22 protein-coding genes are annotated in these 26,910 nt (G+C 67.4%); 15 read left to right on the plus strand and 7 right to left on the minus strand.

The window, feature by feature from the left end:
• Window positions 1–21: 21 nt before the first annotated feature.
• Window positions 22–1,056 (minus strand): hypothetical protein, encoded by a 1,035-nt coding sequence (locus ASF34_RS18585; RefSeq protein ID WP_238253928.1) that lies wholly within the window; start codon window positions 1,054–1,056, stop codon window positions 22–24.
• A 360-nt stretch (window positions 1,057–1,416) separates the two neighbouring features.
• Between ASF34_RS18585 and ASF34_RS23185 the strand changes: the two genes are divergently transcribed.
• The gene (locus ASF34_RS23185) at window positions 1,417–1,578 is read left to right on the plus strand and encodes a hypothetical protein (RefSeq protein WP_018043300.1); all 162 of its coding nucleotides are present in this window, start codon (window positions 1,417–1,419) and stop codon (window positions 1,576–1,578) included.
• 68 nt (window positions 1,579–1,646) lie between these two features.
• Here ASF34_RS23185 and ASF34_RS18590 read toward each other — a convergent pair whose 3' ends face one another.
• The gene (locus ASF34_RS18590) at window positions 1,647–2,681 is read right to left on the minus strand and encodes a cytochrome-c peroxidase (RefSeq protein ID WP_056163348.1); all 1,035 of its coding nucleotides are present in this window, start codon (window positions 2,679–2,681) and stop codon (window positions 1,647–1,649) included.
• 79 nt (window positions 2,682–2,760) lie between these two features.
• Window positions 2,761–3,960: a Na+/H+ antiporter NhaA gene (gene nhaA, locus ASF34_RS18595; protein ID WP_056163351.1), complete on the minus strand. Its 1,200-nt coding sequence runs from the start codon at window positions 3,958–3,960 to the stop codon at window positions 2,761–2,763.
• Between the two features lie 255 nt (window positions 3,961–4,215).
• On the opposite strand from nhaA, the gene ASF34_RS23190 reads away from it, so the two are divergent.
• Together ASF34_RS23190 and ASF34_RS18605 are read left to right on the plus strand one after the other, a co-directional pair.
• Window positions 4,216–4,587 (plus strand): hypothetical protein, encoded by a 372-nt coding sequence (locus ASF34_RS23190; RefSeq protein WP_018043303.1) that lies wholly within the window; start codon window positions 4,216–4,218, stop codon window positions 4,585–4,587.
• Window positions 4,584–4,898 (plus strand): hypothetical protein, encoded by a 315-nt coding sequence (locus ASF34_RS18605; RefSeq protein WP_018043304.1) that lies wholly within the window; start codon window positions 4,584–4,586, stop codon window positions 4,896–4,898. The genes ASF34_RS23190 and ASF34_RS18605 overlap by 4 nt, the downstream gene beginning before the upstream one ends.
• A gap of 346 nt (window positions 4,899–5,244) precedes the next feature.
• On the opposite strand, the gene ASF34_RS18610 is transcribed toward ASF34_RS18605, so the two are convergent.
• Window positions 5,245–7,974 (minus strand): MGH1-like glycoside hydrolase domain-containing protein, encoded by a 2,730-nt coding sequence (locus tag ASF34_RS18610; protein WP_056163710.1) that lies wholly within the window; start codon window positions 7,972–7,974, stop codon window positions 5,245–5,247.
• 337 nt (window positions 7,975–8,311) lie between these two features.
• On the opposite strand from ASF34_RS18610, the gene ASF34_RS18615 reads away from it, so the two are divergent.
• Window positions 8,312–9,736: a phosphatase PAP2 family protein gene (locus tag ASF34_RS18615; protein ID WP_056163354.1), complete on the plus strand. Its 1,425-nt coding sequence runs from the start codon at window positions 8,312–8,314 to the stop codon at window positions 9,734–9,736.
• A 48-nt stretch (window positions 9,737–9,784) separates the two neighbouring features.
• Here the strand turns inward: ASF34_RS18615 and ASF34_RS23195 are convergent, their stop codons facing one another.
• Complete coding sequence (locus ASF34_RS23195) at window positions 9,785–9,928, minus strand: hypothetical protein (protein ID WP_018043307.1); 144 nt, start codon at window positions 9,926–9,928, stop codon at window positions 9,785–9,787.
• 211 nt (window positions 9,929–10,139) lie between these two features.
• Between ASF34_RS23195 and ASF34_RS23675 the strand changes: the two genes are divergently transcribed.
• The 5 genes from ASF34_RS23675 to ASF34_RS18635 all read left to right on the plus strand — a co-directional run bounded on the left by ASF34_RS23675 (window position 10,140) and on the right by ASF34_RS18635 (window position 17,388).
• Window positions 10,140–10,265 carry a hypothetical protein gene (locus ASF34_RS23675; RefSeq protein WP_274533767.1) on the plus strand — a complete coding sequence of 42 codons (126 nt, stop codon included), beginning with the start codon at window positions 10,140–10,142 and terminating at the stop codon, window positions 10,263–10,265.
• Between the two features lie 227 nt (window positions 10,266–10,492).
• Complete coding sequence (locus tag ASF34_RS18620; protein ID WP_056163357.1) at window positions 10,493–12,898, plus strand: PAS domain S-box protein; 2,406 nt, start codon at window positions 10,493–10,495, stop codon at window positions 12,896–12,898.
• Window positions 12,899–13,101: 203 nt separating this feature from the next.
• Window positions 13,102–14,259 carry a Gfo/Idh/MocA family protein gene (locus tag ASF34_RS18625; protein ID WP_056163360.1) on the plus strand — a complete coding sequence of 386 codons (1,158 nt, stop codon included), beginning with the start codon at window positions 13,102–13,104 and terminating at the stop codon, window positions 14,257–14,259.
• A gap of 49 nt (window positions 14,260–14,308) precedes the next feature.
• Window positions 14,309–16,153: a glycoside hydrolase family 15 protein gene (locus tag ASF34_RS18630; protein ID WP_082494230.1), complete on the plus strand. Its 1,845-nt coding sequence runs from the start codon at window positions 14,309–14,311 to the stop codon at window positions 16,151–16,153.
• On the plus strand, window positions 16,150–17,388 hold the full coding sequence (locus tag ASF34_RS18635; protein WP_056163363.1) for an MFS transporter: 1,239 nt from the start codon (window positions 16,150–16,152) through the stop codon (window positions 17,386–17,388). Before ASF34_RS18630 ends, ASF34_RS18635 begins: the two co-directional genes overlap by 4 nt.
• Before the next feature lie 17 nt (window positions 17,389–17,405).
• On the opposite strand, the gene ASF34_RS18640 is transcribed toward ASF34_RS18635, so the two are convergent.
• Entirely contained in the window at window positions 17,406–17,639 is a 234-nt protein-coding gene (locus tag ASF34_RS18640) for a hypothetical protein (RefSeq protein ID WP_018043315.1), read from the minus strand.
• A 428-nt stretch (window positions 17,640–18,067) separates the two neighbouring features.
• On the opposite strand from ASF34_RS18640, the gene ASF34_RS18645 reads away from it, so the two are divergent.
• The 3 genes from ASF34_RS18645 (at window position 18,068) to ASF34_RS18655 (ending at window position 20,436) form a co-directional block, all read left to right on the plus strand.
• On the plus strand, window positions 18,068–18,355 hold the full coding sequence (locus ASF34_RS18645) for a hypothetical protein (RefSeq protein WP_018043316.1): 288 nt from the start codon (window positions 18,068–18,070) through the stop codon (window positions 18,353–18,355).
• A gap of 422 nt (window positions 18,356–18,777) precedes the next feature.
• Window positions 18,778–19,755 (plus strand): sensor histidine kinase, encoded by a 978-nt coding sequence (locus tag ASF34_RS18650; protein WP_056163366.1) that lies wholly within the window; start codon window positions 18,778–18,780, stop codon window positions 19,753–19,755.
• Between the two features lie 45 nt (window positions 19,756–19,800).
• Window positions 19,801–20,436: an NAD(P)-dependent oxidoreductase gene (locus tag ASF34_RS18655; RefSeq protein ID WP_056163369.1), complete on the plus strand. Its 636-nt coding sequence runs from the start codon at window positions 19,801–19,803 to the stop codon at window positions 20,434–20,436.
• Window positions 20,437–21,632: 1,196 nt separating this feature from the next.
• Here ASF34_RS18655 and ASF34_RS18660 read toward each other — a convergent pair.
• The gene (locus ASF34_RS18660) at window positions 21,633–22,757 is read right to left on the minus strand and encodes a metallophosphoesterase (RefSeq protein ID WP_056163375.1); all 1,125 of its coding nucleotides are present in this window, start codon (window positions 22,755–22,757) and stop codon (window positions 21,633–21,635) included.
• A gap of 507 nt (window positions 22,758–23,264) precedes the next feature.
• Here ASF34_RS18660 and ASF34_RS18665 point away from each other — a divergent pair.
• From ASF34_RS18665 to ASF34_RS18675, 3 genes are all read left to right on the plus strand, one after another.
• Window positions 23,265–23,477, plus strand: coding sequence for a DUF2934 domain-containing protein (locus ASF34_RS18665; protein WP_018043320.1), 213 nt, complete (start codon window positions 23,265–23,267; stop codon window positions 23,475–23,477).
• 260 nt (window positions 23,478–23,737) lie between these two features.
• A complete protein-coding gene (locus ASF34_RS18670; protein ID WP_056163378.1) occupies window positions 23,738–25,423 on the plus strand; it encodes a methyl-accepting chemotaxis protein in 1,686 nt (561 codons plus the stop codon).
• A gap of 228 nt (window positions 25,424–25,651) precedes the next feature.
• Window positions 25,652–26,902: an urea ABC transporter substrate-binding protein gene (locus tag ASF34_RS18675; RefSeq protein WP_147833176.1), complete on the plus strand. Its 1,251-nt coding sequence runs from the start codon at window positions 25,652–25,654 to the stop codon at window positions 26,900–26,902.
• The last annotated feature ends 8 nt before the right edge of the window (window positions 26,903–26,910 follow it).

Genomic DNA, 26,910 nt, shown 5'->3' on the forward strand with positions numbered 1-26,910 from the left:
CGTCCCGGATGCCGGCCCGGGCTACAGGGCGCCGGCCGCCGACAGCGCGGCATGGGCGCCGTAATAGAGCCCGATGAAGCTCGCGAGGGCGGCCCCGTATCCGAAGGGGAGGGTCGCCAGCTGGCGGACCCGCAGGGGGACCCTGACATCGTCGGCGGCGATGGCCACCATCGCCACGATGATCGGGGAATGGCCGATCGCGTCGACCTTGCCGAACTCGAAGATCGCGGAGACGAAGGCCGCCGCGAGCACGATCGCCGCCAGGCGGCGCACCAGGGGCGTGCAGATCAGCGCAAAGGCGAGGGCGAATTCCACCGCGCCGGCGGCCTTCATGAAGAAGGCGCCGTCGAACCCCATCGTCAGCTCCGGGCGGTCGATGAAGAGCGGGTAGGACCATTGCGGATAGGCCCATTTCTCCACCGAGGCCCACATCAGCGTCACGGCGGCCGAGTAGCGGACGATGTCGAGGGGCCGGATCCCGAACAGCTCCCGCCGGAGGCCCGTCAGGGCGAGATAGGCGGCGACACCGAGGAAGACGGGATAATCGGCCAGGTGGAACACGCCGTAATTCGCCACCGCGATCCCGAACAGGACGACGATGCCGAGAGCCGAGAGCGGCATCGTCTGCCGCCACAGGAATCCGGCGGCGATGGCGAGCTGGAACCAGGGCAGGGCGGTGCTGGTGGTGGTGAGCTCGGGCGTGAGGATGACGCCGCCGAGCGTCCAGAGCGAGACGAAGAAGCCGCCGCAGACCGCGCGGAACATCAGCTCGGTGTTCTCCCGCGCCCAGGCCGTGACCCGGTCGAGGGAGCGCATCATCGCCTCGCCGAGGATCGTCCGCTCGAGCAGCGCGCCGACGAACAGGGCCAGGAGCGAGACGATGACGAGTTGCTCGAAGCTATCGCACAGTACCTCGGCAAGACCGACTGGCGAACCAGCGACGTCGAAAGCACAGAACCATTTGACGTGAGCACTGGCCCCAGTGGAGCCCGTAACGAGCACAAACAGGGCGGCGGACAATGCACGGGGGCCGGGCAACCGACAACGCAGACTCATGTGATGAAGCCTCGGCGAAAGCTGAAACGCCGACGGCCGGCGGCAGCGACATTGTTCTACGTAGTTTCTGGCGATCCTGAAAGGATTTCGTTAATGAATCTTCAGCAGCGTCAGCATGGTCGGCGATGTGTCGCTCCTGCCATGATTCCGGTGCCGGCCGCCGGTGGACTCTCGCGGATGAAGCCCGGTCGGCGTATGCGTTCTGGCTGAAGAGGGACCACAGCGTCACCCCCGAGCAACAGCGTCGCCGTGCGTCGAGATCATCGATGGGATTATCGACGGGATCATTCGGCAAACTCTGATAGTCATGGAGGGGCGGCGCCCAAGCCCTCGCTTCGCATCAAGCAGAAAGGCTCTCGCGTGATTACAACACTCAGCCTGTCCACCCTGATCGCGGGCGGCAGCTTCGCTTATGCGTCGACGCGGGTGGCGGCGCGGGCCGCGGCCTACGAGACCTGGGGCGGATCGCTGATGATCGTGGGCCTGTCGCTCGCCGGTGTCGGCTTGACGCTGTTCCGGTAGAACCGAAGCGGCAACCCGTCGGCGACTTCAGCGGCGCGCTTCGAGACGGCGAAGTCCGCGCCGGAGACTCACTTCGATGCGGCCTTCTGCTTGGGCTCCGCAGCCGTCAACGTGTCCAGGAACGCCAGGAGATCGGCTCTCTCGGTCTCGGAGAGATGAAGCGGCCTGATCTTGGGCGACCGGCTCGGGCGTTCGATGCCGCCGCGATCGTAGAGATCGATCACGTCGCGCAGGGTCGCCACCGAACCGTCATGCATGTAGGGGCCGCGCTGCGCGACATCGCGCAGGGTCGGGGTCTTGAAGGCGTATTGCAGGCTCTTCGACGTGGGGAACAGGCGTCCCCGCCCGATATCGTCGTCCCGGCCGACGCCGATATCGTGGAACGACCCGTCGGTGAACGCCCAGCCGCCATGGCATTCGTGGCATCCGGCCTTGCCGTTGAACAGCGCGAACCCCGCCTTCGCGGAGGCTCCGATCGCCGAGGCATCGCCGTCGCGCCAGCGGTCGAACGGCGCGCTTCCCGAGACGATGGTGCGCTGGAACGCGGCCAGCGCCCGCTCGATCCCGCCCCGCGTGATCTCGCGATCCTCGAAGGTCGCGGCGAAGGCGGCGACGTAATCCGGGTCGGCGCGCAGGCGGGCGATGAGCTCCTCTTCCGAGAGGTTCATGAGGTTGGGGCCGGTGATCGGCGTGAAGGCGACGGATTCGAGGTCCGGGAACTTGCCGTCCCAGCCGAGCGGCGCGATCCAGCCGACGTTGAGCAGGGTGGGCGTGCGCAGCTTCAGCTCGATCCCGGGCTCGCCGATGCCGCGCATGCGCCCGTCACCCCAATGGCGCGACGGCTCGTGGCATGTGGCGCAGGAGATGGAGCGGGATCGCGACAGGACCGGATCGAAGAACAGTGTCCGGCCGAGCTCGACCTGTGCCTCCGTATCGGGAATGCCGTCGGGCACGGCCAATGCGGACGGGCGCGCGAAGGCGCTGCGCCAGGCGGTGGCGTCGTCGGTCATGCCATGGGTGACGAAGAGGCCCGAGCCGACAGCTGCCGCCACGGAAACCGTCAATGCCGCCTTGCCGAACGCCGAGCCTGCCTTTCGATTCATCCCGCTCTCCGACTGCGCAGCGTAGGATGCTCCGATTAAGATTGTCTTGCCCCGCGGGTTTTTGACCGGGGGCGCGTCCTCACGCCGCGGAGCCAGCCTCCCGCACCGGACGCGGTGCGAGAAATAGAACGATAGCTCCGGCGATCATGCAAGACACCGACCCGAGGAGCACGCCGATCTTGGTTTCCGTCTCCAGGCCGGGATTGTCCGCGAAGGCGAGGAGGCCGATGAACAGGCTCATGGTGAAGCCGACGCCGCAGAGGAGCGACAGGCCGTAGATCTGCCACCAGCCGGCATGGGCCGGGCGCTGGGCGAGGCCGAGCTTCACGGCGGCGAAGACCGCGCCGAACACGCCGATCTGCTTGCCGACGAGGAGGCCGAGGGCCACGCCGAGGGTCACCGGATCGGACAGCATCGCCGGCGACATGCCGCTGAACGACACGCCCGCATTGGCGAAGCCGAAGACGGGGAGGACGAGATAGGCCGACCAGGGATGGAGCGCATGTTCCAACTTGTGGAGCGGCGAGGCCGGATCGTCGGGTCTGGCGGGGCTCGGGCGCAGGGGAATGGTCAAAGCGAGGAGCACGCCCGCGATGGTGGCGTGGATGCCCGATTTCAGCACGAGGAACCACAGGACCGCGCCGAGGACGAGATAGGGCGAGAGGCGGCTCACGCCCGCGCGGTTGAGCCCGACCAGGAGCGCGACGGTGACGCCGGCCCCCGCCAGCATCGGCAGCGACAGGTCGGCGGTGTAGAAGGCGGCGATGATCAGCACCGCGCCGAGATCGTCGATGATGGCGAGTGCGGTGAGGAACACCTTCAGCGAGACCGGAACGCGCGATCCGAGCAGGGCGAGGACGCCGAGCGCGAAGGCGATGTCGGTGGCGGTGGGGATCGCCCAACCGCGCAGGGTCTCGGGCGAGGACCGGTTGACGAGGACATAGATCAGCGCCGGGGCGACCATGCCCCCCAACGCCGCCACCCCCGGCAGGACACGGTCCGGCCAGGTGCGCAGGCGCCCGTCGAGCACCTCGCGCTTGATCTCCAGGCCGACGAGCAGGAAGAACAGCGCCATCAGGCCGTCATTGACCCAATGCAGCACGCTGAGGCCGCCGACATACGCGCCGAGCAGGGCGAAATAGCTCGGCGCGAGGGGGGAATTGGCGACGATCAGGGCGAGCACGGCGCTCGCCATCAGGATCAATCCGCCGCTCGCCTCGCTCCGGAGGGCGTTGCGCAGGGCGGAGAGGGGACGGCGGGCGGGCGAGGTTTCCGGCATGGAACACGCCTGCCAGGGGACGAGCCCGACGGCAAGCCGTCAGAGTATCGGAACGGGCATGCGTTCCTGTCCCGACCGGTACTCGCGCGGGACGCACAGTTGCCGATGAGAGGTCGATCAACATCGACAACAGAGCCGAGACCCTGTGACATTAATGCCATAGGATATATTCCCTCAAGCCGTCTGTCTGCCTTTGTACCTAGCGGATACCACCACCTTCGGTAGAATGCGGGTGAAGGCAGTTAGGGGCGGGAAGTGGAAATCCTTGTAATCGCAGCCCTAATTGGGTTGATCCCAGCTTTCATTGCTCAGAAAAAAGGGCAGTCGTTCGCGCTGTGGTGGATCTACGGTGCGGCCCTCTTTATTGTTGCGTTGCCTCATGCGCTTATTATGAAACCTGCCGAGGGGAGCGAAGAGGCCAACAAGCAGAAAGCACTTCAATTGGCCAGCAAGGGGTTCACCCCTGTGCGTGAGTCAGCAGTGGACTTTGCCGCCGATGGTGTGATTGGCAGCACGCCCTACCGGAATGAGCCAGACGGTGGCGTGGTGGCAATCGTCAATGGCCGAACGATTAAATTCAAAAACCGTGAGGACTTAGAGACCATGCTTCGAGGAGCGGTCTCTTGAAGAAAGCGCTAGCCACCCTCGCTATTATGGCTGTCGCGCTTGTCATCGCTGCACAGTTCGTCACGATCTTCGTCATCCAGCCTATCGGCGCCATACCTGAAGGGCGAACCGTCATCATCTCACGGTTGACGAATCTGAACTTCATCGACAGCCCAGATGCATTCTGTGAGCGGGAAATGGGGAATGTGAACCTCCTTTGCCGAGGCATGGTCGCCGGTAGGGTAGCGAGCCAGGCAACCATCATTGCCCGACTGCCCTACTCTTCAATGCTGTACGGCATCAGCACTCGCGGCAAATCCTACGATCGGTAGAGAAGCTGTGCAGTTCCAGTAATTCGCCCCGCCACATTCAATACATTGGCGCGGAACGTTATGCGGCCCCCTTCCAATAAGGCCGAGCAGCGGAGTCCAAGACCGAGACGTGCCCAACCTGGCAGGGCTTGAGCGTTCGCCGTAGCGACCAGTTGCTGCCCTGTGTGGATGACAGCGCCATTCAGGGCCAAACACGAGACCCAGGGGAGATCCCGCTCCGCTCAATATCGAGTTGCACGTCGGGTTATGCTGATCAGACAATTACTCAAAGCTATCAGGGTTCCGAGCTCGGGCAAACGGGATGCCACCTTACCCGGGAACCGCAGGTCGCCCATCACATGGCCCGTCACGCCGCCGTTTCACCTGTCTCCACCTCCGTCCGCCGCGCCTTCTGGTGCAGCAGGTTGAGGATCAGCGCCGTCCAACCGGTCTGGTGGGAGGCGCCGAGGCCGCGGCCGGTATCGCCGTCGAAGAACTCGTGGAACAGCAGGGCGTCGTCGGCACCGGGGGCCGAGGCGATGGGCGGGCGATCGCCGAAGGCCGGCCGCTTACCGTCCTCGCCCTTGGCGAAGAGGGAGATCAGGCGGTCGGTGAGGGCGTCCGCGATGGCGTTGAGGGTCAGGAACGTGCCCGATCCGGTGGGATATTCCACCAGGAAGTCGTCCCCGTAATAGGAATGGAACCGCCGCAGCGCCTCGACGACGAGGTAGTTGACTGGCATCCAGACCGGGCCGCGCCAGTTCGAATTGCCGCCGAACATGTTCGATGTGGAATCGGCCGGGTCGTAGCGCACAGTGAACGCGTCGCCGAACCCGTTGAGGGAATAGGGCCGCTCCAGATGCGCCTTCGACAGGGAGCGGACGCCGTGGTCCGAGAGGAACTCGGCCTCGTCGAGCATGCGCCGCAGCAGCGCCTTCATCCGGTGCCCGCGCAGGAGCGACAGCAGCTTGCGGTCGCCGACGCCGCCCTCGTCCCAGCGCGAGACGAGGCAGGTGAGGTGGGGGCGGTTCTCGAGGAGCCAGTTCAGGCGCCGGGCGAAATCCGGCAGCCGCTGCAGCACCGAGGGCTCGATCACCTCGACGGCGAAGAGCGGCACCAGCCCCACCACGGAGCGGACCCGCAACGGCAGCATCCCGCCGCCGGGAATGTCGACCTCGTCGTAGTAGAACTCGTCCTCCTCGTCCCACAGGCCGAAACCCTCGCCGCCCATGTCGGTCATCGCCTCGGCGATGAGGAGGAAATGCTCGAAGAACTTCGAGGCGGTGCTCTCGTAGACGTCGTTGTGGAGCGCGAGTTCGAGGGCGATGCGCATCATGTTGAGCGAATACATCGCCATCCAGGCGGTGCCGTCGGCCTGATGGATGCGGCCGAAGCCGGGGGGCGGGCGCGACCGGTCGAACACCCCGACATTGTCGAGGCCGAGGAAGCCGCCCTGGAAGACGTTGCGGCCGTCGGCGTCCTTGCGGTTCACCCACCAGGTGAAGTTGATCAGGAGCTTGTGGAAGACGCCTTCCAGGAAGGCGAGGTCGCCGCGCCCGCCGCGCCGGTCGCGGTCGATCTCGAACACCCGGTAGGTGGCCCAGGCATGGACCGGCGGGTTGGCGTCGCCGAACTCCCATTCGTAGGCCGGAAGCTGGCCGTTGGGGTGCATGTACCATTCGCGGGTGAGGAGCAGGAGCTGCTTCTTGGCGAAATCCGGGTCGAGCAGGGCTAGCGGCAGGCAGTGGAAGGCGAGGTCCCAGGCCGCGAACCAGGGATATTCCCACTTGTCCGGCATCGAGAGCACGTCGGACCCGGCGAAATGACGCCAGTGGACGTTGCGCCCGCCGTCGCGCTCGCGCGGCGGGGCCGGCTGGAGCGGGTCACCCTTCAGCCAGAGCCGCACGTCGTAGCAATAGAGCTGCTTCGACCAGATCAGCCCGGCGGCGGCCTGGCGGAAGATGGCGCGCGAATCCGCATCGGCGATGCCGTCCTGAAGGGCGTCGTAGAAGGCGTCCGCCTCGGCGATCCGGCGCAGCAGGATGGCGCCCTCGTGGTCGACCGGACGGGGCCGCGACCCCGCCGACAGCCTGAGGTTCACCCGCCGGGTTTCGCCGGGCTCGAGGCGGAAGGCGTAATGCAGGCCGAGCTTGGTCCCCCGATCCCGCCGCACGGCGGATTCGTCGCCCCCGACGATGGCCGCGTGGAGCCCGTCCTTGAACGGGCCGGGGGCGTCGGGCTGGTAGCCGTGCAGGCGCAGGTTGGTGTCGTTCTCGCAGAACAGCACCTCCGGCTCGCCGTCATAGGAGAGCCGGTAGCGGCCGAGGCGCGGATGCTCGCAGGCGATGCTCCCATCGGGCTGCACTGCCATCCTGGGGCGCGATTCCGGCGGTCCCTCGCGCCACGACCAGATGTTGCGGAACCAGAGCTGCGGCACGAGGCGCAGATCCGCCGCCTCCGGGCCACGGTTGGTCGCGGTGATCACCGCATGGATGTCGTCGATCTCCTCCTTGGCGTATTCCACGGTGACGTCGAAGAAGCGGTCCTCGGCGAAGGCGCCCGTGTCCTCGATCTCGTATTCCGGCTGGTCCCGGCCCCGGCGCAGCCCCTCGCGGACGAGCTCGTCATAGGGATAGGCGGCCTGCGGATAGCGGTAGAGGAACTTCAGGTAGGCATGGCTCGGGGTCGCGTCGAGGTAGTGATAGACCTCCTTGACGTCCTCGCCGTGGTTGCCCTCCTCGTTGGTCAGGCCGAAGAGCCGTTCCTTCAGGATATGGTCGCGGCCATTCCACAGGGCGAGGGACAGGCACATCTGCCCACGCTCGTCGCAGATGCCGGCGAGCCCGTCCTCGCCCCAGCGATAGGCGCGCGAGCGTGCCTCCTCATGCGTCAGCGAGCGCCAGGCATTGCCGTCGCGGCTGTAATCCTCCCGCACCGTCCCCCATTGGCGCTCGGCGAGATACGGCCCCCACAGGGACCATGCGCGCTCGCCGCGCGCCTGCTCGGCGATGCGGCGGCGTTCGGCCCAGCCGTCGAGCTCGCTCACGCCGATTCCCCTCGTGCCGGACCACGCTGGACGCAGGCGCCGAACGGACATGACCGGCGCGCGGCGGGCGACGGCCGGCAAGGACGGGGGATCGTGCGGCGGGGAATTCTGCGGCAAGGAATCGTGCAGCAAGACGTAGAGGGCGACTTTTGGGCGGTCATCGGTCCCGATGGGCTTTGGCTCAGTGGGAGCCGAGATGCACCATTGGCGCCAAGCGCCGATATGTCTTGGAGGAACATGCCGCCAGGGGCGGTCCTCGACCGGCCGCCGGAGAACGGTCACGCGGGCGTCACGGAATGATGCGCGTGATCCGCCGCGAAATCCGGCGGCGGCGGGCCGAGCACTCTGCTAGCCTGCGCCACCGCCACGACAGCCTGATTCCGGTGCCATGACCAGACCACGCACGAACACGGCCCGCACGCTCGGGCTCATCGCATGCCTCGCCCTGGCGCCCGCTCACGCGCTGGCACAATCGGCGACGAATCTGGAAGCTCTGCGCGGGCTGGCGCCGGTGAGCGCCCTGGCGGCGACGCCGGAGGGCAAGGCGGCGCTGGCGGCGAACCTCACGGTCACCGGCGACATCCAGATGGGGCGGCACGACCAGCCGCTGCTGCTGCCCTTTCCCGAGCAGCAGCGCCTCGCCCTGCGCGATTGCTTCATCACTGACGGCAACGCCGCGCAGCTCGCCGACGGCCTCGGCACCGCCCTCGGGGAGGCCTATCAGGCCAAGGCGCGCTACGAGGACTTCAAGACCTTCACCAGCGTCTCTGGCAGCCTCGCCCGCCTGATCGGCTACACCAACAACATCACCAAGTCGGATTCGAATGCGGGGAAGTACTTCTTCGCCAATGCGACGACGAATGGCGAGGCCCCCGTCTCCGAACCCGCCCGCGCCATCCTGACCAGGATCGGCGGTACGACGGATGTCTTCGGCAAGGCCTATGGCCGTCCCGCCGGGACGCCGGGTGCCGACGCCTTCGGCAATTCGCGCCCGTTCCAGACCGAGCCGAGCCTTCTGGCCTATCGCGGCGAGGATTATTTCGGCGCCGCCTCGCACAGCATGGACTGGCTGCGGGGGCCGAAACAGAACCTGACGGACAGCCCGTCCTATCCGAGCGGGCACACCACCTACGGCTACACGGAATCCCTGCTCCTCGCCCTGCTGGTGCCCGAGCGCTACCAGCAGATGATCGCGCGCGGCGCCGAGTACGGCAACAACCGCATCGTGGTCGGCGCCCATTACGCCATGGACGTGCTCGGAGGCCGGAGCGTCGCGCTCCACGCCGTCGCCCATCTGCTGGCCAACGACCCCGCCTATGTGGGCCAGACCCGCGCGAACCCGGCCATCGACAACGAGATGAGCCGCGCCACCGACGGCGCGGTGACCATCACGGATTATCCCGAGGCCCTGAAGGCTGCGCGCGCGGAACTCCAGGCCTTCCTTCGCGAGGGCTGCGGCGACACGGTGGCCGCCTGCGCCGCCGCCGACCGGAGCCGGTTCAAGGATGCCGCCGCCAACGGGGCCTTCTACGCCTCCACCCAGACCTACGGCCTGCCGGTGGTGCATCGGGACCGGTCGGGCCAGGCGGTGGATGTCGCGCGGGTCGCGCCGGAGGCCGGACACCTCCTCACCGCCGCCTATCCGGCGGTGACGCTTGCCGAGGCCAACGCCATCCTCACCGACACCCTCGGCCCGGCCGGCGGCTTCCTCGACGACGGCTCGGTCTTCGGCCTGTATTCCCGGCTCGACCTCTACGCGGCCGGGGGCAAGGCGGCGGCCCTCGCCGCCACCCGGCGGTCCGCCGTCCCGTAGCACTCACCGCGCCGGCGAATGGGGTGGCGGACGACGGGCCGCGCATCCTCACTCCGACACGCGCTTGACCATGTGGACGATGCGGGAATGGCCGGACTCGGCGTCGGGATTTCGCAGCTCACGCATTCCCGGCGCCCGGCCGGTGGTCAAGAAGACCAGGACCGTCAACGCGAGGACCCATTTGGCGGACATCGCCCTTTTCCTTCTCGGGGGAGAGAGGAAGGCTCTACGCCGGGAGGCGGGCCGACGGGTTGCGCCGGCGCACATCCACGCGGACGCGCCCTGGTGGGTGCTTCGACATGACGAGGGGACGGCGCGGGCCGTCGTCTGGCGGACGTTCAGGCTTTCTTAGCCGTGCCACGGGAGAATGGCCCATCATCAGCCTGCCGCGAGGGCCTCGTCCGTGCTCGACTTCATCCTCTACATCAGCGCTTCGGTCTGTGCCGTGGGATGCCTGGGGCTCTGGGTTCTGCGCGAGCCGCCGGTCTCCTATCCGCGGGTGGAATGGGACGACGACGTCATCGGCTGATCGCGGCCCCGCTCCGGACGTCCTCTGCGTCGTTCCGCGCGATGGCGTCACCGGGACGGCTGAGGCAGCACTTTCGTCGCGAGCGACGCCCGATCGTGAGGGCGGAACGGGGACCCTTCGGATGCGCGACGGCCGCCCGCCCGATGGGTTAGGGAGCCGACCGCAGTCTCGACCGTTGGGCTCCCTCGAGCCCGGATGAACGCGGCGGCCGGAGGGGAACGGGCGGTATGGAGGATGACATCGATCGGCTGCGGCAGCGCGAGGCCGATCTCGAAGCCGAGATCGCGCGGCTGAAGGCGGAGATCGCGTCCGGCATCCATTCCCCGGACAGCGGCCAGAAAACCTCGGCGGCGGGGCCGGAACTGCTGTTCACGGCGGCGGAGAAGACCCGGATGCCGCAGATCATCACCGACCCGAACCAGCCCGACAATCCCATCGTCTTCGCCAACCGCGCCTTCCAGGACCTGTGCGGCTACTCGGCCGAGGAACTCGTCGGGCACAATTGCCGGTTCCTGCAGGGGCCGGGAACCGACCAGGCCGACGTGGCGCGCGTGCGCGACGCCATCGCGGCGCGGCGCGACGTTGTAGTCGAGATCATCAACTATCACCGCGACGGAACGCCGTTCCGCAACGAACTCTATGTCAGCCCCGTCTTCGACCGGGACGGGCGCCTGCGCTACTTCTTCGGCAGCCAGCTCGACGTCACCCGCTTTCGCACCGAGGAGGGCAAGCTCGCCGAGAGCGAGGCCCGCTACCGGACGCTGTTCGACGCCATCGATGCCGGGTTCTGCATCGTCGAGATGCGGTTCGACGCCACGGGCCAGGCCATCGACTACCGCTTCATCGAGGTCAATCCCGCCTTCGAACGGCAGGCCGGCCTCGGCGACGTCGAGGGCCGCTGGGTGAGCGAGGTCATTCCCGGCATCGAGCCCCGCTGGCTCGAAACCTATGGCGAGGTCGCGCTGAGCGGCAATCCCGTGCGGTTCGAGAGCGGGGCGGTGACGCTGGGCCGCTGGTTCGACGTGCACGCCCTGCGCATCGGAGAACCCGTCCAGCGGCGCGTCGCCATCCTGTTCAACGACATCACCGACCGGCGCGAAGCCGAGACCGTGCTGAGGACGACGGCGCGCGAGCGGACCACGGAGCGCGACCTCGTGTGGCGCGCGAGCCGCGACCTCCTCGTGATCTGCGGCTTCGATGGACTCTACCGGTCGGTCAATCCGGCCTGGAACGAGATGCTGGGCTGGCCCGCGGACTCCCTGGTCGGCGCGCGCTTCGACGCCTTCGTGCATCCCGACGACCGCAAGGCGGCCGAGCAGGCCATGGACCAGTTGCGGAGCGGCGCCATCCTCGACAACCTCGACATCCGGCAGATGGCGGCCGATGGCAGCGAGCGCTGGATCTCCTGGAACGCGATTCCCCAGGGCGACCATTTCTACGCCGCCGGCCGCGACGTGACCGAGCGCAAGGCCCTGGAGGAGCAGCTCCGCCAATCGCAGAAGCTCGAAGCCGTGGGCCAGCTCACCGGCGGCGTCGCCCACGACTTCAACAACCTGCTGACCGTGATCCGGTCCTCCACCGACCTCCTGCGCCGTCCCGACCTGCCGGAGGAGCGCCGGCGGCGCTATGTCGACGCCATCTCGGATACGGTGACGCGCGCGGCCAAGCTCACCGGCCAGCTCCTGGCCTTCGCCCGTCGGCAATCCCTGACGCCCGAGGTCTTCGACGTCGCCAAGGGCGTGGCCTCCGTGGCCGACATGGTCGGCACCCTTACCGGTGCGCGCATCCAGGTCGTGACCCAGATCGAGACCGGTCGGGACGATGCGGGACAGCCGCTGGCCTGCCTCATCGACGCCGATCCGAGCCAGTTCGACACGGCCCTCGTCAACATGGTCGTCAACGCCCGCGACGCCATGGACGGCGAAGGCCGGCTCACCATCCGGGTTCGCCGCGCGTCGATCATCCCGGCCGTGCGCGCGCATCCCCGCATCCGGGGGGATTTCGTCGCCGTCTCCGTCGCCGATACCGGCTCGGGCATCGCGCCGGAGGTGCTCGACAGGATCTTCGAGCCGTTCTTCACCACCAAGGGCGTGGGGCAGGGCACCGGCCTCGGCCTGTCTCAGGTCTTCGGTTTCGCCAAGCAATCGGGCGGCGAAGTCGTGGTGGAAAGTCGCCTCGGCCAGGGCACGACCTTCACCCTCTATCTCCCTCGCGCGGCGGGCGAGGCCGTGGCGGCCGAGCCGGTGCGCGAGCCCCCGCCCCTGGCCGAGCGGCACGGCACCCGCGTGCTCGTGGTGGAGGACAACGCGGAAGTCGGCGCCTTCGCGACCCAGGCCCTGCAGGAACTCGGCTACGTCACGCATTGGGTGACGGATGCGCAGCAGGCCCTCGACGCCCTGGCGCGCGACTCCGCCGGTTTCGAGGTGGTCTTCTCCGACGTGGTCATGCCGGGCATGAACGGCATCGATCTCGGCCACGCGATCCGCCGCACATGGCCGGACCTGCCGATCGTGCTCACCTCGGGCTACAGCCACGTCCTCGCCGAGGAGGGCAGCCATGGGTTCGAGCTCCTGCGGAAACCCTATTCGGTGGCCGACCTGTCGCGCATCCTGCGGCTCGCCGTCTCGCGCTGACGCGGCCCGCCAAGCGGGCGCGACCGGGCGACGCGGCAACCTCTGTTGCAGTGCAACGTTCCCTCCTCATGAAAGCCGGCGCGTGGTCACCGGGGCGATGGGGCACGTCTGTCGTCGCCGCACGGCCCGTCATCGCCGCCTCGCCCGGTTCCCGCGCATTCCAGGCCGGCACCGAACGACGCCCGCCCGATACGGACATCCCCATGAGCATCGCCTCCGCCCTCGGCCTGACCTCTTCGAAAAAGGTCCGCTACGCCTTCGTCGCCCTCGGCGACATCACGCAGGAAGCCATGCTGCCCGGCGTGAAGCACACCGGCAATTCGGAGATCGTCGCCTTCGTCACCGGCGATCCGGAGAAGGCGCGCGGCGTCGGCGCGCAATACGGCGTCACCGATACCTACGGCTACGAGGAGTTCGACACGCTGCTGGCCTCGGGCACGATCGACGCGATCTATCTCGCCACGCCGAACTGGCGCCACGCTGAGTTCGCGGTGCCGGCGCTGAAGGCCGGCATCCATGTCCTCGTGGAGAAGCCCCTGGAAATCTCGGCGGAGAAGTCGCAGGAGATCATCGCGGCGCAGACAGCCTCCGGCGCCAAGCTCATGGTGGCCTACCGGCTGCATTTCGAGCCCTGCACCTTGGCGACCATCGACCTGATCCGCTCCGGCCAGCTCGGTGACCTCCTGACCTTCTCCTCGACCTTCACCCAGATGGTCTCGCCCGAGAACCATCGGGCGACGAGCGGCATCGAGGCGGGCCCGATCTTCGATATGGGTCCGTATCCGATCAATGCCGCCCGCTACATCTTCGGCGACGAGCCGACGGAGGTGGTCTCGGCCGTGGGCGTCCGTCACCCCGAAGCCGGCCTCGGCGATTTCGACGATACCGTCGCGGTGACGCTCCGGTTCCCGCAGAACCGCATCGCGCAGTTCGTGCTGTCCTATTACGGCAATACCCTCGACAGTTATTCGGTCGTCGGCACCAAAGGCAGCGTCGAGGTCAACCCGGCCTACATGTACGGCAAGCCTTTGGAGCACACCGTCACCATCGGCGAGGACAAGAGCCACGCCAGCTTCAAGAACACCGATCATTTCGGCGGCGAGCTGAAATACTTTTCGGATTGCATCCTTCATGACCGCGAGCCCGAGCCCGATGGCGAGGAAGGCTTGGCCGATCTTCGTGTGATCGAAGGCATCGTCCGCGCCCTGCAGACCGGGACGTCCCAGACGCTCGAACCCTTCACCCGCACCAAGCGCATCGACACGAAGGCCCAGGAGCAGACGCTCCCGGCACAGAAGGCGCCGGAGCTCGTCAACACGTCGAATCCCGGCAAGGGCAAGGACAAGGTTCCGCTGAACTAGCACTTCCGTTTCGAGACCGTTCCCGTCCCTCGCTCCACAAGTTCTCGCGATGAATGACCGAGCCCAGGCGGGCACCGACCTCACCGTCGATGCCCGGCGCGTCGACCCGGACGGCACGGAACACCCGATCCAGGACTATGCCGCCCTGGGCGACGGCCGTTCCGTCGTCCTCGTCGGCCCGGACGGCGCGGTGGCGTGGTGGTGTGTCCCCGAAATGGATTCGCCGCCCCTGTTCGACCGGCTCCTGGAGCCGGATAGCGGCGGCTATTTCCAGGTTCGCCCCGAGGGTGCGTTCACGATGGAGCGGCGCTACCGCACCGACAGCAACGTGCTGGAGACGATCGTCACCACCGCGACCGGCACGGCGCGGATCACCGAATCCCTCAACAGCAGCCGCGCCGGCCGCCTGCCCTGGTGCGAACTCGCGCGCCGGCTGGAAGGCGTCTCCGGCACGGTGACGTTCCGGATCCGCGCCGTCTTCGGCACGCGCGGCGACTCGCTTTCGCCCTGGCTCCAGCCGAACCCCAACGGCTGCGTCTTCCATGTGGGACCGGTGCTCGGGGTGATCCGGTTCAGCGACAACATCCGCATCCTCGAGGAAGAGGACCGCACCATCGCCGCGACGGTGACGCTGGGGGAGGGGGAGCGCGCGCTGGTGGCGCTTCTGGCCGGTGAGGACGAGCCGCTCGGCATCCCCACCATCGCGGAGATCGACGAGCGCATCGATGTCAGCGACGACGCCTGGCGGCACTGGGCGGAGGGGCTGCATTACGACGGCCCGCACCGTTCCGAGGTGCGGCGCAGCGGCCTCGCCCTGAAGCTGCTGCTCTACTCGCCGACCGGTGCCATCGCCGCGGCGGCCACCACCTCCCTGCCCGAACGGATCGGCGGGCCGAAGAACTACGATTACCGCTACGCCTGGATCCGCGATGCCGGTTATACCGTCAACGCCTTCCTGCGCATTGGCGCGATGCCGGAGGCGAAGGCCGCCTTCTCCTGGCTGATGAAGCATCTCGGCGCGCATGGGGCGCAGGTCTTCTACACCCTGCGCGGGGGGAAGGTGCCGGAGGAGACCTCCCTCGACTTGGCCGGCTATCGCGGGTCGCGCCCGGTCCGGGTCGGCAACGCGGCGGCCCGCCAGCACCAGCACGGGATCTACGGCGACATCTTCGAGACCGCGACCCTGTTCGTCGCCGACGGCAACATCCTCGACCAGAAGAGCGCGACGGTCCTGGCGGATCTCGCGGACGAATGCGCCGACCGCTGGCGCCAGAAGGATGCCGGGATCTGGGAACTGGAAGTCCCGCAGCATTACACGATGTCGAAGATCAGCGCCTGGCAGGCGCTGGCCCGCGCCGTCGAACTGGCGGAGGCCGGCCATATCTCGGCGACCTGCGTGCCGCGCTGGTCGCGGGAGCGGGATCGGATCCAGGCCTGGATCGAGGAGCATTGCTGGTCGCAGACGCGCCGAGCCTATACGTTCTATCCCGGCACCGACCGCCTCGACGCCTCCCTGACCCTGGCGGTCCGGTTCGGCTTCGACGGGCGCGACCGCCTGTCCTCCACCCTCGACGCGATCCGCGAGGAACTCGGGCGCGGCCCGCTTCTCTATCGCTATTCGGGAGCCGAGAGGGAGGAGGGCGCCTTCGTCGCCTGCTCGTTCTGGCTGGTGGAGGCCCTGGCCGAGCTCGGAAGGCAGGACGAGGCCGAGGCGGTCTTCACCGGCACGCTGAGCGCCGTCACCCGGGGCGTCGGCGTGATGAGCGAGATGGTCGATCCCGACACCGGCGACCATCTCGGCAACACACCGCAGGGCCTGAGCCATCTCGCCCTGCTTCACGCGGCCTGTTCCCTGCGTGGCGACCGCGAACGAGACTTGAAAGCGGCCCGATGACCGGCACCACCCTCGATACCCGTTCCGGCACTCTCAGCCTGCCGGATGCGGCGCCCAGCCGGCATCCCGGCCTCGTCCTCACCGCCCTGGCCATGGGCGGCTTTGCCATCGGCACCACCGAATTCGCCACGATGAGCCTGCTCCCGGCCTTCGCGCCCGATCTCGGCATCGACGCACCGACGGCCGGCCACGTCATCAGCGCCTACGCCCTCGGCGTCGTCGTCGGCGCGCCGGTCATCGCGGTGCTGGCGGCCACCATGGCCCGCAGGACGCTCCTCGTCGGGCTGATGGTTCTGTTCGCGCTGGGCAACGTCCTGTCGGCCCTGGCCCCGAACTATCACGGGATGCTGCTGTTCCGGTTCCTGGCGGGCCTGCCGCACGGCGCCTATTTCGGCGTGGCCGCTCTCGTCGCCGCCTCCCTCGTCCCACGGGAGCGGCGGACCCAGGCGGTCTCGCGGGTGATCCTCGGTCTCACCCTCGCCACGGTGGCCGGCGTGCCCCTCGCCAACGGGATCGGCCAGCTCGTGGGCTGGCGCTGGAGCTTCGGGCTCGTCGCCGTCCTGGCGCTGCTGACGGCGGTGGCGGTGCGGGTCCTGGCGCCCCTCGGCCGTCCGGCGTCGGGCGCCAGTGCGCTCCGCGAACTCGGGGCGCTGCGGCGCGGGCAGGTCTGGCTCACCCTCGCCGTCGGCGCCATCGGCTTCGGCGGCCTGTTCTCGGTCTATACCTATCTCGCCTCGACGCTCATCGAGGTCACCCATGCCGCGCCGGTGGCGATCCCGCTGGTGCTCGCCGTGTTCGGCCTCGGCCTCACGGCAGGCAACCTCGTCTGCGCCTGGGCCGCCGACCGCGCCCTGATGCCGGCGGCCGGGCTGACCCTGGTCTGGGCGGCGGCGGCTCTCGCCCTCTACCCGTTCGCGGTGGAGAGCGTCTGGACCCTGGCGCCGGTGGTGTTCCTCATCGGCTGCGGCGGCGGCCTCGCCACCATCCTGCAGACCCGGCTGATGGACGTGGCCGAGGACGCGCAGACCTTGGCTGCCGCGCTCAACCACTCGGCCTTCAACTTCGCCAATGCCCTCGGCCCCTGGCTCGCCGGCCTCGCCCTCACCGCCGGGTTCGGCCTGCCCTCCACCGGCTGGGTCGGCGTCGCCCTGGCGCTGGGCGGGTTGGCGCTCTGGGCGGTCTCCGCCTCGCTGGACCGGCCCCGCGCCGCCTCGGCGACACGTCGTGGAGCGTGAGCGGCGGGCCGGCCTGCCTACGACGTCAGCGGCTGGATATCGAGCTGCATGCCCCGGCCCCTGAGGACGCGGACGAGGCGGCCTTCGAGTTCGTCGTCGAGCCCGTTGACCTGCATGTGCAGGCGGCTTCCCTTCGCCGTGCCTGTCACCCAGAGACGATAGACGAGCCCCTCCTCGCGCAGCTGCGTCAGAAGTCGCTCGGAGCCGATCCGGTTGGCTTCGTCGTTCATGGCAATGAGGCTCGTGTCCATTCAGATCTCCCTTTCCGAAAAGGACAACGTCCCAGGTGTCTGTTTCGTCCTGATGTCTCGGGTGTCATCCGCGAACGAGGATAACGATCGGGACGCGGCGCGCCTTCGGTCATCGACGGGAAGAGCGTTCCACCGACCCGACCCGACGCCGATGGACGGAGCTTAGCAATGGGCGGGCGGGCGCAGCGGCGGCCCCACATCCGCCGGTCGACCGGAGGCGGGCGCGGTCTCACCCGCGCTGTCCCGCCCGATACGCGGACGACCATGCATGCGCGCAGAATTCGAGAAGCGCTCGCCCGCATCGGCGCAAATTACAGTCCTCGCGAGCCTGTTTTAATCGTTCTTCAGCATGGAAATTGACTGGTCTTTATTGCCCACGGCTCGATAACCTCTGGCGACGGAGCCGACACGGCGCCTGGAGGCATGAGATGAAGTTCGGATCCGCTATCCTGCTGGGGCTCTTCGCGGCGTCCCCGGCCGCCGAGGCCCTGGCCCAGAGCCCCCGCGACGTGCCGATCACCCAGGATCTGCGCCGCGAGGAACGCATCGAGCGCCGCCTCGACCGGACCATGCCGCCGCCGGTGGACCCCAACGTGTCGCCGGACAATCCGGACGGCGTCGTCGGCTTCGACGGTCCGCCCGGCATGTTCGAGAACGGGGTCGAGAACGGCAGCCCGATCCCCTCCGGATCCCCCGTCGACGACGACGACGATTGAGCGCCGCAGCGGCATCCTCTTTCGCGGGCGCGCGCGCCGGTCACGGTCCGTGCCCTCCCGTTCGATCGGCGTCCGCGTCCTGTCCCACGGCATCCGTCATCGCCGCCTGCGAGGTGGATCGCCGGGCAAAGGTCCGCTCCGCCACCCTTCCGAGCGGCTGGCCGCTGTTGCGGATCGACCATGTCGTCGGGCCGGGCCACGGACCACCTGCCCCTCCTCGTCGAACCGGGAATCGGCCCGACCTGAAGCCTCGAACGCCGGGGAGGATGGGGGCGGTCCGACCGCTTGCGGTTTCGCAAGGAGAAACGATCGCCGCGGTTGTATGATGACGATGGCGTGAGGGAGCAAATTACGGCCGTGCGGCTTGTCCCCCCGGCGATGCGATCGGCATCGCCCATGTTCAGGGATCGATCAGGAACTGCATGGCCGAGGATGTGACGTCGACTGGCTACGAGTGGACGCTGGCGAGCTTTACCGACACCATCCATCGTGGCGGTGTCGCCCTATGGGCCTGGTCACCGACGCGTAGGCTGGCCCAGCTCGATGGGCTCTGCCGCGAGTTCTGGGGAACCTCCGAGTCCGTCGTCCCCATCGACGACCTGTTCGAGCGCGTGAACGCGGAAGACCGCAGCGCGATGATGCGCGATTGGGCGGCGAGCGAGGCGGATTCCCATCCCTACAGCTTCGACTTCCGCATCGGCGACGGCCCTCACGCACGCTGGGTCTCCGCCCGCGGCGTGGGTGGAGAGGCCGGCAAGGTCGGCGAATGGGTCCAGGCCATCTTTCTCGACGTCACCCGGCAGAAACGCGCCGAAGAGGCCGAGCACCTCCTGACGGCGGAGCTCGCCCATCGCGTCTCGAACATGTTCTCCGTCGCCCGGGCGCTGACCGCCATCGTCGCCCGGGGCGCCACGTCGACTCCGCACTTCGCCGAGGACCTGTCGCAACGCTTCGGCGTGCTGCACGAAGCCACAACCCTCGCCACGCGGGCACAGGCCGGCGACCACGGCAACGTCAGGCTGCGGACGCTGGCCGAGCGGATCCTGTCCCCCTACCTCGACGGCGGCAACATCGCGATCGACGTCGAGGAGGCCGCCGTGGCGCCTCCCGACAAGGTCAACGACTACGCCATGATCCTGCACGAGCTCGCCACCAACTCGGCCAAGTACGGTGCCCTGTCGGGAGGCGGCACGCTGACGGTGACGGGCCGCGTTGCGGACGGCACGCTGACGCTCGATTGGAACGAGACCTCGGCGTCCTCGGGGGCGGTCGCGTCCGATGGCGGCGGCTTCGGATCCCGGCTGTTGAAACAGACCATCGAGCGCAGCCTGGGCGGAAACTTCACCCGCCGGATCGACGAGGCCGGTCTCGGCTTCGCGATGCACGTCCCGGTCGCCTGAGCGACCATTCCGTCCCCCTTCACCTCACCCACCAGGAAACCGGACATGGCCCACGTCCTCGTCATCGGCGCCAGCCAGGGCATCGGCCTGAAAACCGTGAAGGCGGCCCTGGCGGCCGGCCATCGCGTGCGCGCCTTCGCCCGGTCCGCCGCGAGCATGTCGCTGTCGGGCCAGGGGCTGGAACGCTTCCCCGGCGACGCCTTGAACGCCGCCGATATCGCCTCCGCCCTGGAGGGCATTGACGTCGTGGTGCAGGCCCTGGGCGTGCCGGCGAAGAACCTGCTCGGGCCGGTGACCCTGTTCTCGGCCGCCACCAACGTGCTGGTGCCGGCCATGGAGACAGCCGGCGTGCGGCGCATCCTCTCTGTCACGGGCTTCGGCACCGGCGACAGCCGCGACGCCATCGGCCTGCTGCAGCGCATCCCCTTCCGCCTCGTGTTCGGGCGGGCCTATGACGACAAGGACGCCCAGGAGATGCGGATCCGCCGCTCTGGCCTGGACTGGACCTTCGTCCGCCCCGGCGTGCTGACGCCCGGCTCGGCCACGGGACGCTACAAGGTCCTGACGGAACCCTCTTCCTGGCGGAACGGCCTGATCTCCCGGGCCGACGTGGCGCATTTCATCGCCGGCGAGATCGACGGGCGATCCTACGAGCGCAAGGCCGTCGTCCTCATCGGCTAGAGTGCACTTCGCCGACGTAGATGCCGGTTTGGGGAGAAAAAGCGCGGCACAACGACCGTCTCGTGGCCAAAACCCGACGGATGGTCCCCGCCCTGAGCGTCCGAAGTGGGTGGATAATGGACCTTATTATAGGCCCTTCGACGCGCAATCTCGAATGCGGCGCTTGACCTCGTCCAACAGGTCTCTCACTTCGCAATCAATCATATAAAGACGACCGAGGCCGCGCCTATGAGAACCTCCATATAAGGTGGCAGCTATTCGATAGAAGAGCCGTGCTCGGATGAGGCCTCTTCCGAACGGCATCCCGAGACCTCTATCGTATAGCCACCTGTTCCCAACCGAGGCGAAGTTATCGCAAGTCGCTGACAAGGCTTCACGCTCGACGAAGAGCTCCTCAAGTCGAGCTTCGAGTTCTTGGTTCCCCAGCTTCGTTAGGTCTCCTCGAAGGTTCAGCCCAATCTGCATCTGCCCTCTCGCTCACATCCCTGGCGCGTAAGGTTCTCTGAAAGCTATACGGCCGCAATGGGTCGGGAGCGGACGGTACCAAGCGTCTAGATTTTGGCCACTAGAGCTGCGCCCGACCACGTTGGGTCGGGGCACATCTCTAGGCCTTTGTTGTGCCGCGCTCTTTTTCGCCGAACCGGCATCCACTTCGGCGGAGAGCGCTCTAGGCGTGCCAAACTGTGAGTAAACCGACTGCTATTCCGATTTCCGCACCATGATTTTCTTATAACCAAATAAAACTCCCTGAATTACTAAAATATACGCTGTTAACAATAGCGCCATTTGATCCATAAACATTCCCCCCGAAGCCCTTAGCGCTCCTGATTTATTTGATACTATCACATGCGGCAATGAGCTATAGTGAACCAATATATAAGATAAAATATTTACAACCATGGACAGCAGTATTAATTTCCATGAAGCATTTTTATATATAATATATAATGTAGAAATCGAATTTATGCATATGTGAGCGATCAATATAATCAAGAAAAACATGCGACTGCCCACGTCTAGTAACGCTAATGGCCCTTGCGACCTGGGAATGGTGGCATGCGCGAGCGGCGTCGCGATCAGGAGATAATAGCGCCGAAGCCGATTTCCGCTATGGATCGAACGCAGCCCCGGCAGCGTGGACCAAACGTCAGATTTTCACCACCAGAACTGCCCCCCCAACGCGGTCGCGCTCAGCCTTAGCATCGCGGCTTGCCCCGGAGCGTGATGCGCGTCAGCTCGGACGATGTCCCGAGCCGCAAGGCGAAGCCGGGCCATAGCCCCGTGCCGTTGTTGACGTAGAGCGTCATGGCGCCGACCGCGTAGGCGCCGGAGACGAAGCCGGCATTGGCGCGCGCGACCAGCCGGTCGAGGCCCCAGATCATCCCGCCATGCGTGTGCCCGGAGAGTTGGAGGGCCACCCCCTTGGCGGCCGCCCGCGCCGCATCCTTCGGCTGATGGTCGAGGAGGACGATAGGGGCATCGGGCGGCGCACCGGCCAAAGCCGCGTCGAGGTCGTGGACCGGCCGGCCCGAATGCGAGGCCGACAGGTCGGTCACGCCCGCGAGGACCAAGGCATTTGCACCGCGCCTGAGGATTGTATGCCGGTTCTCCAGAACGCCCATGCCGAGCTCGTCGTAGCGGCGCATCCACCCCGCATAGTCGAAGAAATACTCGTGGTTGCCGGGGATCACCCAGACCCCATCCGGGGCACGGAGATCCCGCAACGGTTCGACATCGGCGCGACGCGATGCGAGGGCGCCGTCGATCAGGTCGCCGGTGACCACCACGAGATCGACGCCGAGCGCGTTGGATCGCGTCACCACCTCCCGCGCCCAGGCCGCCGGGAACAGGCGGCTGAGATGCAGGTCCGTCAGCTGGAGCAGGGTGAAGCCGTCGAAGCCGGCCGGAAGGTTCTCGATCTCGACGGTGACGTTCTTGAGCGGCGGCACCCGCACCGCCTGCTGCACCGCCACCGCCGACAGGAGCATGGCCAGCGCCGCCTCGGCGTAGCGCCAGCCGGCCGGGATCGCCCAGCCTCCGCCGGGCATGACCCTGGAGGCCAGCGCCACGACGTCGAGGGCCAGCTGCATCGCCGCCAGGAGGACGATCGCCCCGAAGGCCCAATTGAACAGCACGATCAACAGCCGGGGAAACTCGGGCGCGAAGACCGAGCCGGACGAGAGGCGGCTCCACAGATGGTACTGCGAGGCGATGAGCAGCAGGACAGCGACGCCGGCCTTCACGGCGAGCGGCCATGGCAGGGGCCAGAGCACCCTGGTGATGACGTACAGGCAGGGCAAACCGAAGATCAGGTGGAACATGCTCTCGTATCGGCGACGGTGGACGATCGGCACGGAGCCGATCCTGCTCCCGCGTGGAACGAGGCCATATCATCGACCGCGCGGCGCGGGACGCGTCGATCCACCTCGCACGCGCCATCACGTGCTTCCGAGCACACCCGCCCTCGCCGAAGGGGCGGGGGATTTCACGTCCGACGGCCCGTTCTCGTCCTGCGACCCGCCCGGGTGGAGGACGCGCGGAAAGAGCCCTCCCGTACGCTCCATCCCCCTCCCGCGGGCGCGCGCCCGCCTCTTGCATGTGCGACAACGGCGCCGAGGCGCCCTGGTTCGAGGTGGATCGTTGTCGATCGGGGAGCCGTCGCGGGGAATGGCCCGAAATCGTCTCGCTCTTGCCATGTGTGAATGTCCCGGCGCCGAGGCCATGCCATGGCCCCATCCACATCACACGCGACAGACGCGAAACGAGGCCGGCGGGGAATGCTGAAACAGGGTTCGGATGAGGCAGGATCGGCACGAGGCACGGCACAGATGATGCGGGATGCGACGGCCCGCGCCACCGGGCCGACATTCGATCAGATCCGCCGGCGCGCCTATGAACTCTGGGAGCGCAATCACCAGCCGATGGGGTTCGAGATCGAGTTCTGGCTCATGGCCGAGAAGGAGTTGCGGGCCGAGCGGGACCGTGCGGCGAGGGCCGAGGCGACGGAGGGCGGCGATTCCCTCCCGCCCCAGCAAGCGTGAGCGAACGGCAAGACGATCTTGCCCGTAACTGCATCACCCGCACATAACGCTCATGTCAGAAATGCATGAGCGCATGACTAAATTCGGGCAATTCTTGCACGATGATAGTCAAAATGCACAACGCGCGGTCATGTGCCCTGGGTTTTGGCCACAAATCTCGAAAAAGGCCACCGCTCCGCTTTAAGAATTATTTAGATATTTTGCGCACCTTCCGGTCGGATACCATCCAGAGATGGCTTCCCGTCACCGGAACGCTTTTCATGCTGAGCCGCCTTTCCCTGCGCGCGCGCCTCATCGGCGCCTTCTCGATCACGACGCTGCTCCTCGTGAGCTTGGGGGCCGTGGCGTTGACCGCCACCCGGACGATCAACGGACATCTGGTGAGCGTGCAATCGGACGCTCTGCCGAGCGTCGCCAAGGCCGGTGAGATCTCCGGCTGGATCGGGCGCTACGCGATCAGCATCTATCGCCATCTCGGCGCGATCGATCCGGATTCGAAGGCGCGCTACGATGCCGAGATCATCGACCGTCAGGGCAAGGTCACCCGCATCCTGGCCGAGTATGCGAGTCTGGCCACCTCCCCCGGCGAGAAGGCCGTCTACGACACGCTCACCACGACCTGGCTCGATTACCAGAAGGAGAACAAGGCGATCCTCGATCTCTCGCGCAGCGGGATGAACGAGGATGGGCTCGAGCGGCTGCAGGGGAAGTCCACCGAACTCCAGCGCCTGTGCACCTCCCTGGCGGACCGGCTCGTGGCCATCAACAACGAGGTGGCGGAGACGTCCCGCCTCGCCAGCCGGCAGGCCTTCGACCGCACCGAAACCCTCGTCCTCGGCGCGGGCCTCGGCGGCCTCGTCCTGTCGGCCCTGCTCGCGTTCTGGATCATCCGCGGCGTCACCGGGGGCATCGCCTCGGTCGTCGAGCCGATGCAGGCGCTGGCCTCGGGCGACCTGTCCGTGGCGATCCCGCGCCAGGGGGAGGGGACCGAGATCGGCACGATCGCGGATGCGGTGCAGGTGTTCAAGACGCGCCTCATCGAGATGCGCACCCTGGAGGAAGAGACCGTGCTCGCGCGCGCCGGCGCCGAAGCCCAGCGGCAGGCCGCCATGCACAGGCTGGCGGGGGATTTCGAACGGGCCGTGGGCGGCATCGTCGGCACCGTGGCGGCGGCGGCGGGCCAACTCCAGGACACCGCGCGCGCGATGACGGCGACGGCCACGCACACCGCCTCGCAATCCCTGACCGTGGCGGCGGCGGCGGAAGAGGCGGCCTCCAACGTCAACACCGTGGCGGCGGCCGCCGAACAGCTCGGCTCCTCGGTCCAGGAAATCGGCCGTCAGGTCGATGGATCGGCCAATCTCGCCACCCTCGCGGTGAACGAGGCGGCACGGACCGCCTCCCTCGTGGAGGAACTCAGCCTGGCGGCGGGCCGGATCGGCGACGTGGTGTCGATCATCTCGGAGATCGCCGGGCAGACCAACCTGCTGGCGCTGAACGCCACCATCGAGGCGGCGCGGGCCGGTGAATCGGGCAGGGGCTTCGCCGTGGTCGCCGCCGAGGTGAAACAGCTCGCCAGCCAGACCAGCCGCGCGACCCAGGAGATCGGCGACCAGATCGGCCGCATCCAGGCCTCGACGGGGCAGGCGGTCTCGGCGATCGGAACCATCACCACGCGGATCGGCGAGATCAGCACCGTGGCCACCTCCATCGCCGCCGCCGTGGAGCAACAGGGCGCCGCCACCCAGGAGATCGTCCGCAACGTGTCCCAGGCGGCCATGGGGACGGGACAGGTCACCGCCAACGTCGCCAGCGTCGCGAACGCGGCCGAGGAGACCGGCGCCGCCGCGAGCCAGGTCCTGGCCTCGGCCTCGGCGCTGTCGCAGCAATCCGACCATCTCGGCACGGAGGTGGCCCGGTTCCTCGCCACCGTGCGCGCCGCCTGACCGGCCACGCGGGACGCTCTCCGCGCCGATGCGGCACGTGCGTGATCTGTGGCTTTCGTGCCTTGAGGCGAGGCGAAACCGCGCCTCGCGTGCCTATGGAGGAGGCATCCGGCGCGCTCGCCCGACCTTGCCCGTAATGTGAGTTTTGTTGGCATCGATCTTGTTACGTCACTCCCGCGCGGCCGGCGGCGATCGTCCGTGCAGACGGCACGAAGCGGAGTGATATCGATGACCAAGGGCACGATGAACCGTCGCCATGCGCTCAAGCTCGGTTTGGCAGGGGCGGGCGGCGCGGTGGCGATGCCGTTCTTCGCGCGCAACGGCCTCGCGGCGGAGCCGATCAAGCTCGGCAGCCTCCTCGACGGGACCGGGGCGCTCGGGCTCGAAGGCAAGCGGATGATCGAGACCACCGAATACACGGTGGAGCTCCTCAACAAGGCCGGCGGCCTGCTCGGACGGCCGATCAAGCTGATCGCCTACGACACCCAGTCCAACATGCAGCTCTATACGCAATACGCCCAGACCCTCGCCCTGAAGGACAAGGTCGACGTCATCCAGGGCGGCATCACCTCGGCGTCCCGCGAGGCGATCCGGCCGATCTTCGGCCGTTCCAAGACCCTCTACTTCTACAACACCCAGTACGAGGGCGGCGTCTGCGACCGCAACGTGTTCTGCACAGGCTCGACCCCGGCCCAGACCGTCAACCACATCGTCGATTACGCCCTCAAGAACTGGGGCAAGAAGGCCTACATCGTCGCCGCGGACTACAATTACGGCCACATCACCGCGAGCTGGATGACGAAGTTCATGAAGGATGGCGGCGGCTCCGTGGCCGGCACCGACTTCTTCCCCCTCGACGTCACGAACTTCTCCTCCGCCATCAGCCGCATCCAGCAGGCCCAGCCGGAGATCGTCCTCTCCGCCCTCGTCGGCGCCAACCATTCGGGCTTCTACCGCCAGTGGGACGCCGCCGGCATGAAGGGCAAGATCCCCATGGGCGCCAGCGTGTTCGGCCTCGGCGACGAGCTGACCACCATGGACACCTCCACCACCAACGGCATCCTCACCTGCTACGGCTGGTACAACGACCTCGACACGCCCGCGAGCAAGGCCTTCGTCGCCGGCATGCAGGCGAAGTTCGGCGCCGACGTCACCGATCTGAGCGAGCTCGACACCGCCACCTACGAAGGCATCATGTTCTGGGCGGAGGGGGTGAAGAAGGCCGGCTCGATCGAGCGCGACGCCGTCGTGGCGGCGCTGGAGAGCGGCATCAGCATCGACTCGCCCACGGGCAAGGTGACGATGGATCCGGGCACCCACCACACCATCCGCAACACCTACCTGGCCCGGCCCAAGGACCGGAAATGGGAGCAGCTGGCGACCTTCCCGGATTCGTTCCCGGCCGATACCGGCGGCGCCTGCGACCTCGTCAAGAATCCGCGCATGAACAAGCAGTTCACGCCCGATCTGAAGGGCTGAGGCGCCTC

Origin of the sequence: Methylobacterium sp. Leaf106, from assembly GCF_001422895.1 — a bacterium.
Lineage (GTDB): Bacteria > Pseudomonadota > Alphaproteobacteria > Rhizobiales > Beijerinckiaceae > Methylobacterium > Methylobacterium bullatum.

Excerpts from the sequence above, each read along its gene's own strand:
- ASF34_RS18640 (WP_018043315.1), bottom strand. The coding sequence starts at position 17,639 with ATGGACACGAGCCTCATTGCCATGAACGACGAAGCCAACCGGATCGGC.
- ASF34_RS18635 (WP_056163363.1), top strand. The coding sequence starts at position 16,150 with ATGACCGGCACCACCCTCGATACCCGTTCCGGCACTCTCAGCCTGCCG.
- ASF34_RS18625 (WP_056163360.1), top strand. The coding sequence starts at position 13,102 with ATGAGCATCGCCTCCGCCCTCGGCCTGACCTCTTCGAAAAAGGTCCGC.
- ASF34_RS18585 (WP_238253928.1), bottom strand. The coding sequence starts at position 1,056 with ATGAGTCTGCGTTGTCGGTTGCCCGGCCCCCGTGCATTGTCCGCCGCC.
- ASF34_RS18650 (WP_056163366.1), top strand. The coding sequence starts at position 18,778 with ATGGCCGAGGATGTGACGTCGACTGGCTACGAGTGGACGCTGGCGAGC.
- ASF34_RS18675 (WP_147833176.1), top strand. The coding sequence starts at position 25,652 with ATGACCAAGGGCACGATGAACCGTCGCCATGCGCTCAAGCTCGGTTTG.
- ASF34_RS18620 (WP_056163357.1), top strand. The coding sequence starts at position 10,493 with ATGGAGGATGACATCGATCGGCTGCGGCAGCGCGAGGCCGATCTCGAA.
- ASF34_RS18645 (WP_018043316.1), top strand. The coding sequence starts at position 18,068 with ATGAAGTTCGGATCCGCTATCCTGCTGGGGCTCTTCGCGGCGTCCCCG.
- ASF34_RS23195 (WP_018043307.1), bottom strand. The coding sequence starts at position 9,928 with ATGTCCGCCAAATGGGTCCTCGCGTTGACGGTCCTGGTCTTCTTGACC.
- ASF34_RS18660 (WP_056163375.1), bottom strand. The coding sequence starts at position 22,757 with ATGTTCCACCTGATCTTCGGTTTGCCCTGCCTGTACGTCATCACCAGG.
- nhaA (WP_056163351.1), bottom strand. The coding sequence starts at position 3,960 with ATGCCGGAAACCTCGCCCGCCCGCCGTCCCCTCTCCGCCCTGCGCAAC.
- ASF34_RS18630 (WP_082494230.1), top strand. The coding sequence starts at position 14,309 with ATGAATGACCGAGCCCAGGCGGGCACCGACCTCACCGTCGATGCCCGG.
- ASF34_RS18590 (WP_056163348.1), bottom strand. The coding sequence starts at position 2,681 with ATGAATCGAAAGGCAGGCTCGGCGTTCGGCAAGGCGGCATTGACGGTT.
- ASF34_RS18615 (WP_056163354.1), top strand. The coding sequence starts at position 8,312 with ATGACCAGACCACGCACGAACACGGCCCGCACGCTCGGGCTCATCGCA.
- ASF34_RS18655 (WP_056163369.1), top strand. The coding sequence starts at position 19,801 with ATGGCCCACGTCCTCGTCATCGGCGCCAGCCAGGGCATCGGCCTGAAA.
- ASF34_RS18610 (WP_056163710.1), bottom strand. The coding sequence starts at position 7,974 with ATGTCCGTTCGGCGCCTGCGTCCAGCGTGGTCCGGCACGAGGGGAATC.
- ASF34_RS18670 (WP_056163378.1), top strand. The coding sequence starts at position 23,738 with ATGCTGAGCCGCCTTTCCCTGCGCGCGCGCCTCATCGGCGCCTTCTCG.
- ASF34_RS18665 (WP_018043320.1), top strand. The coding sequence starts at position 23,265 with ATGATGCGGGATGCGACGGCCCGCGCCACCGGGCCGACATTCGATCAG.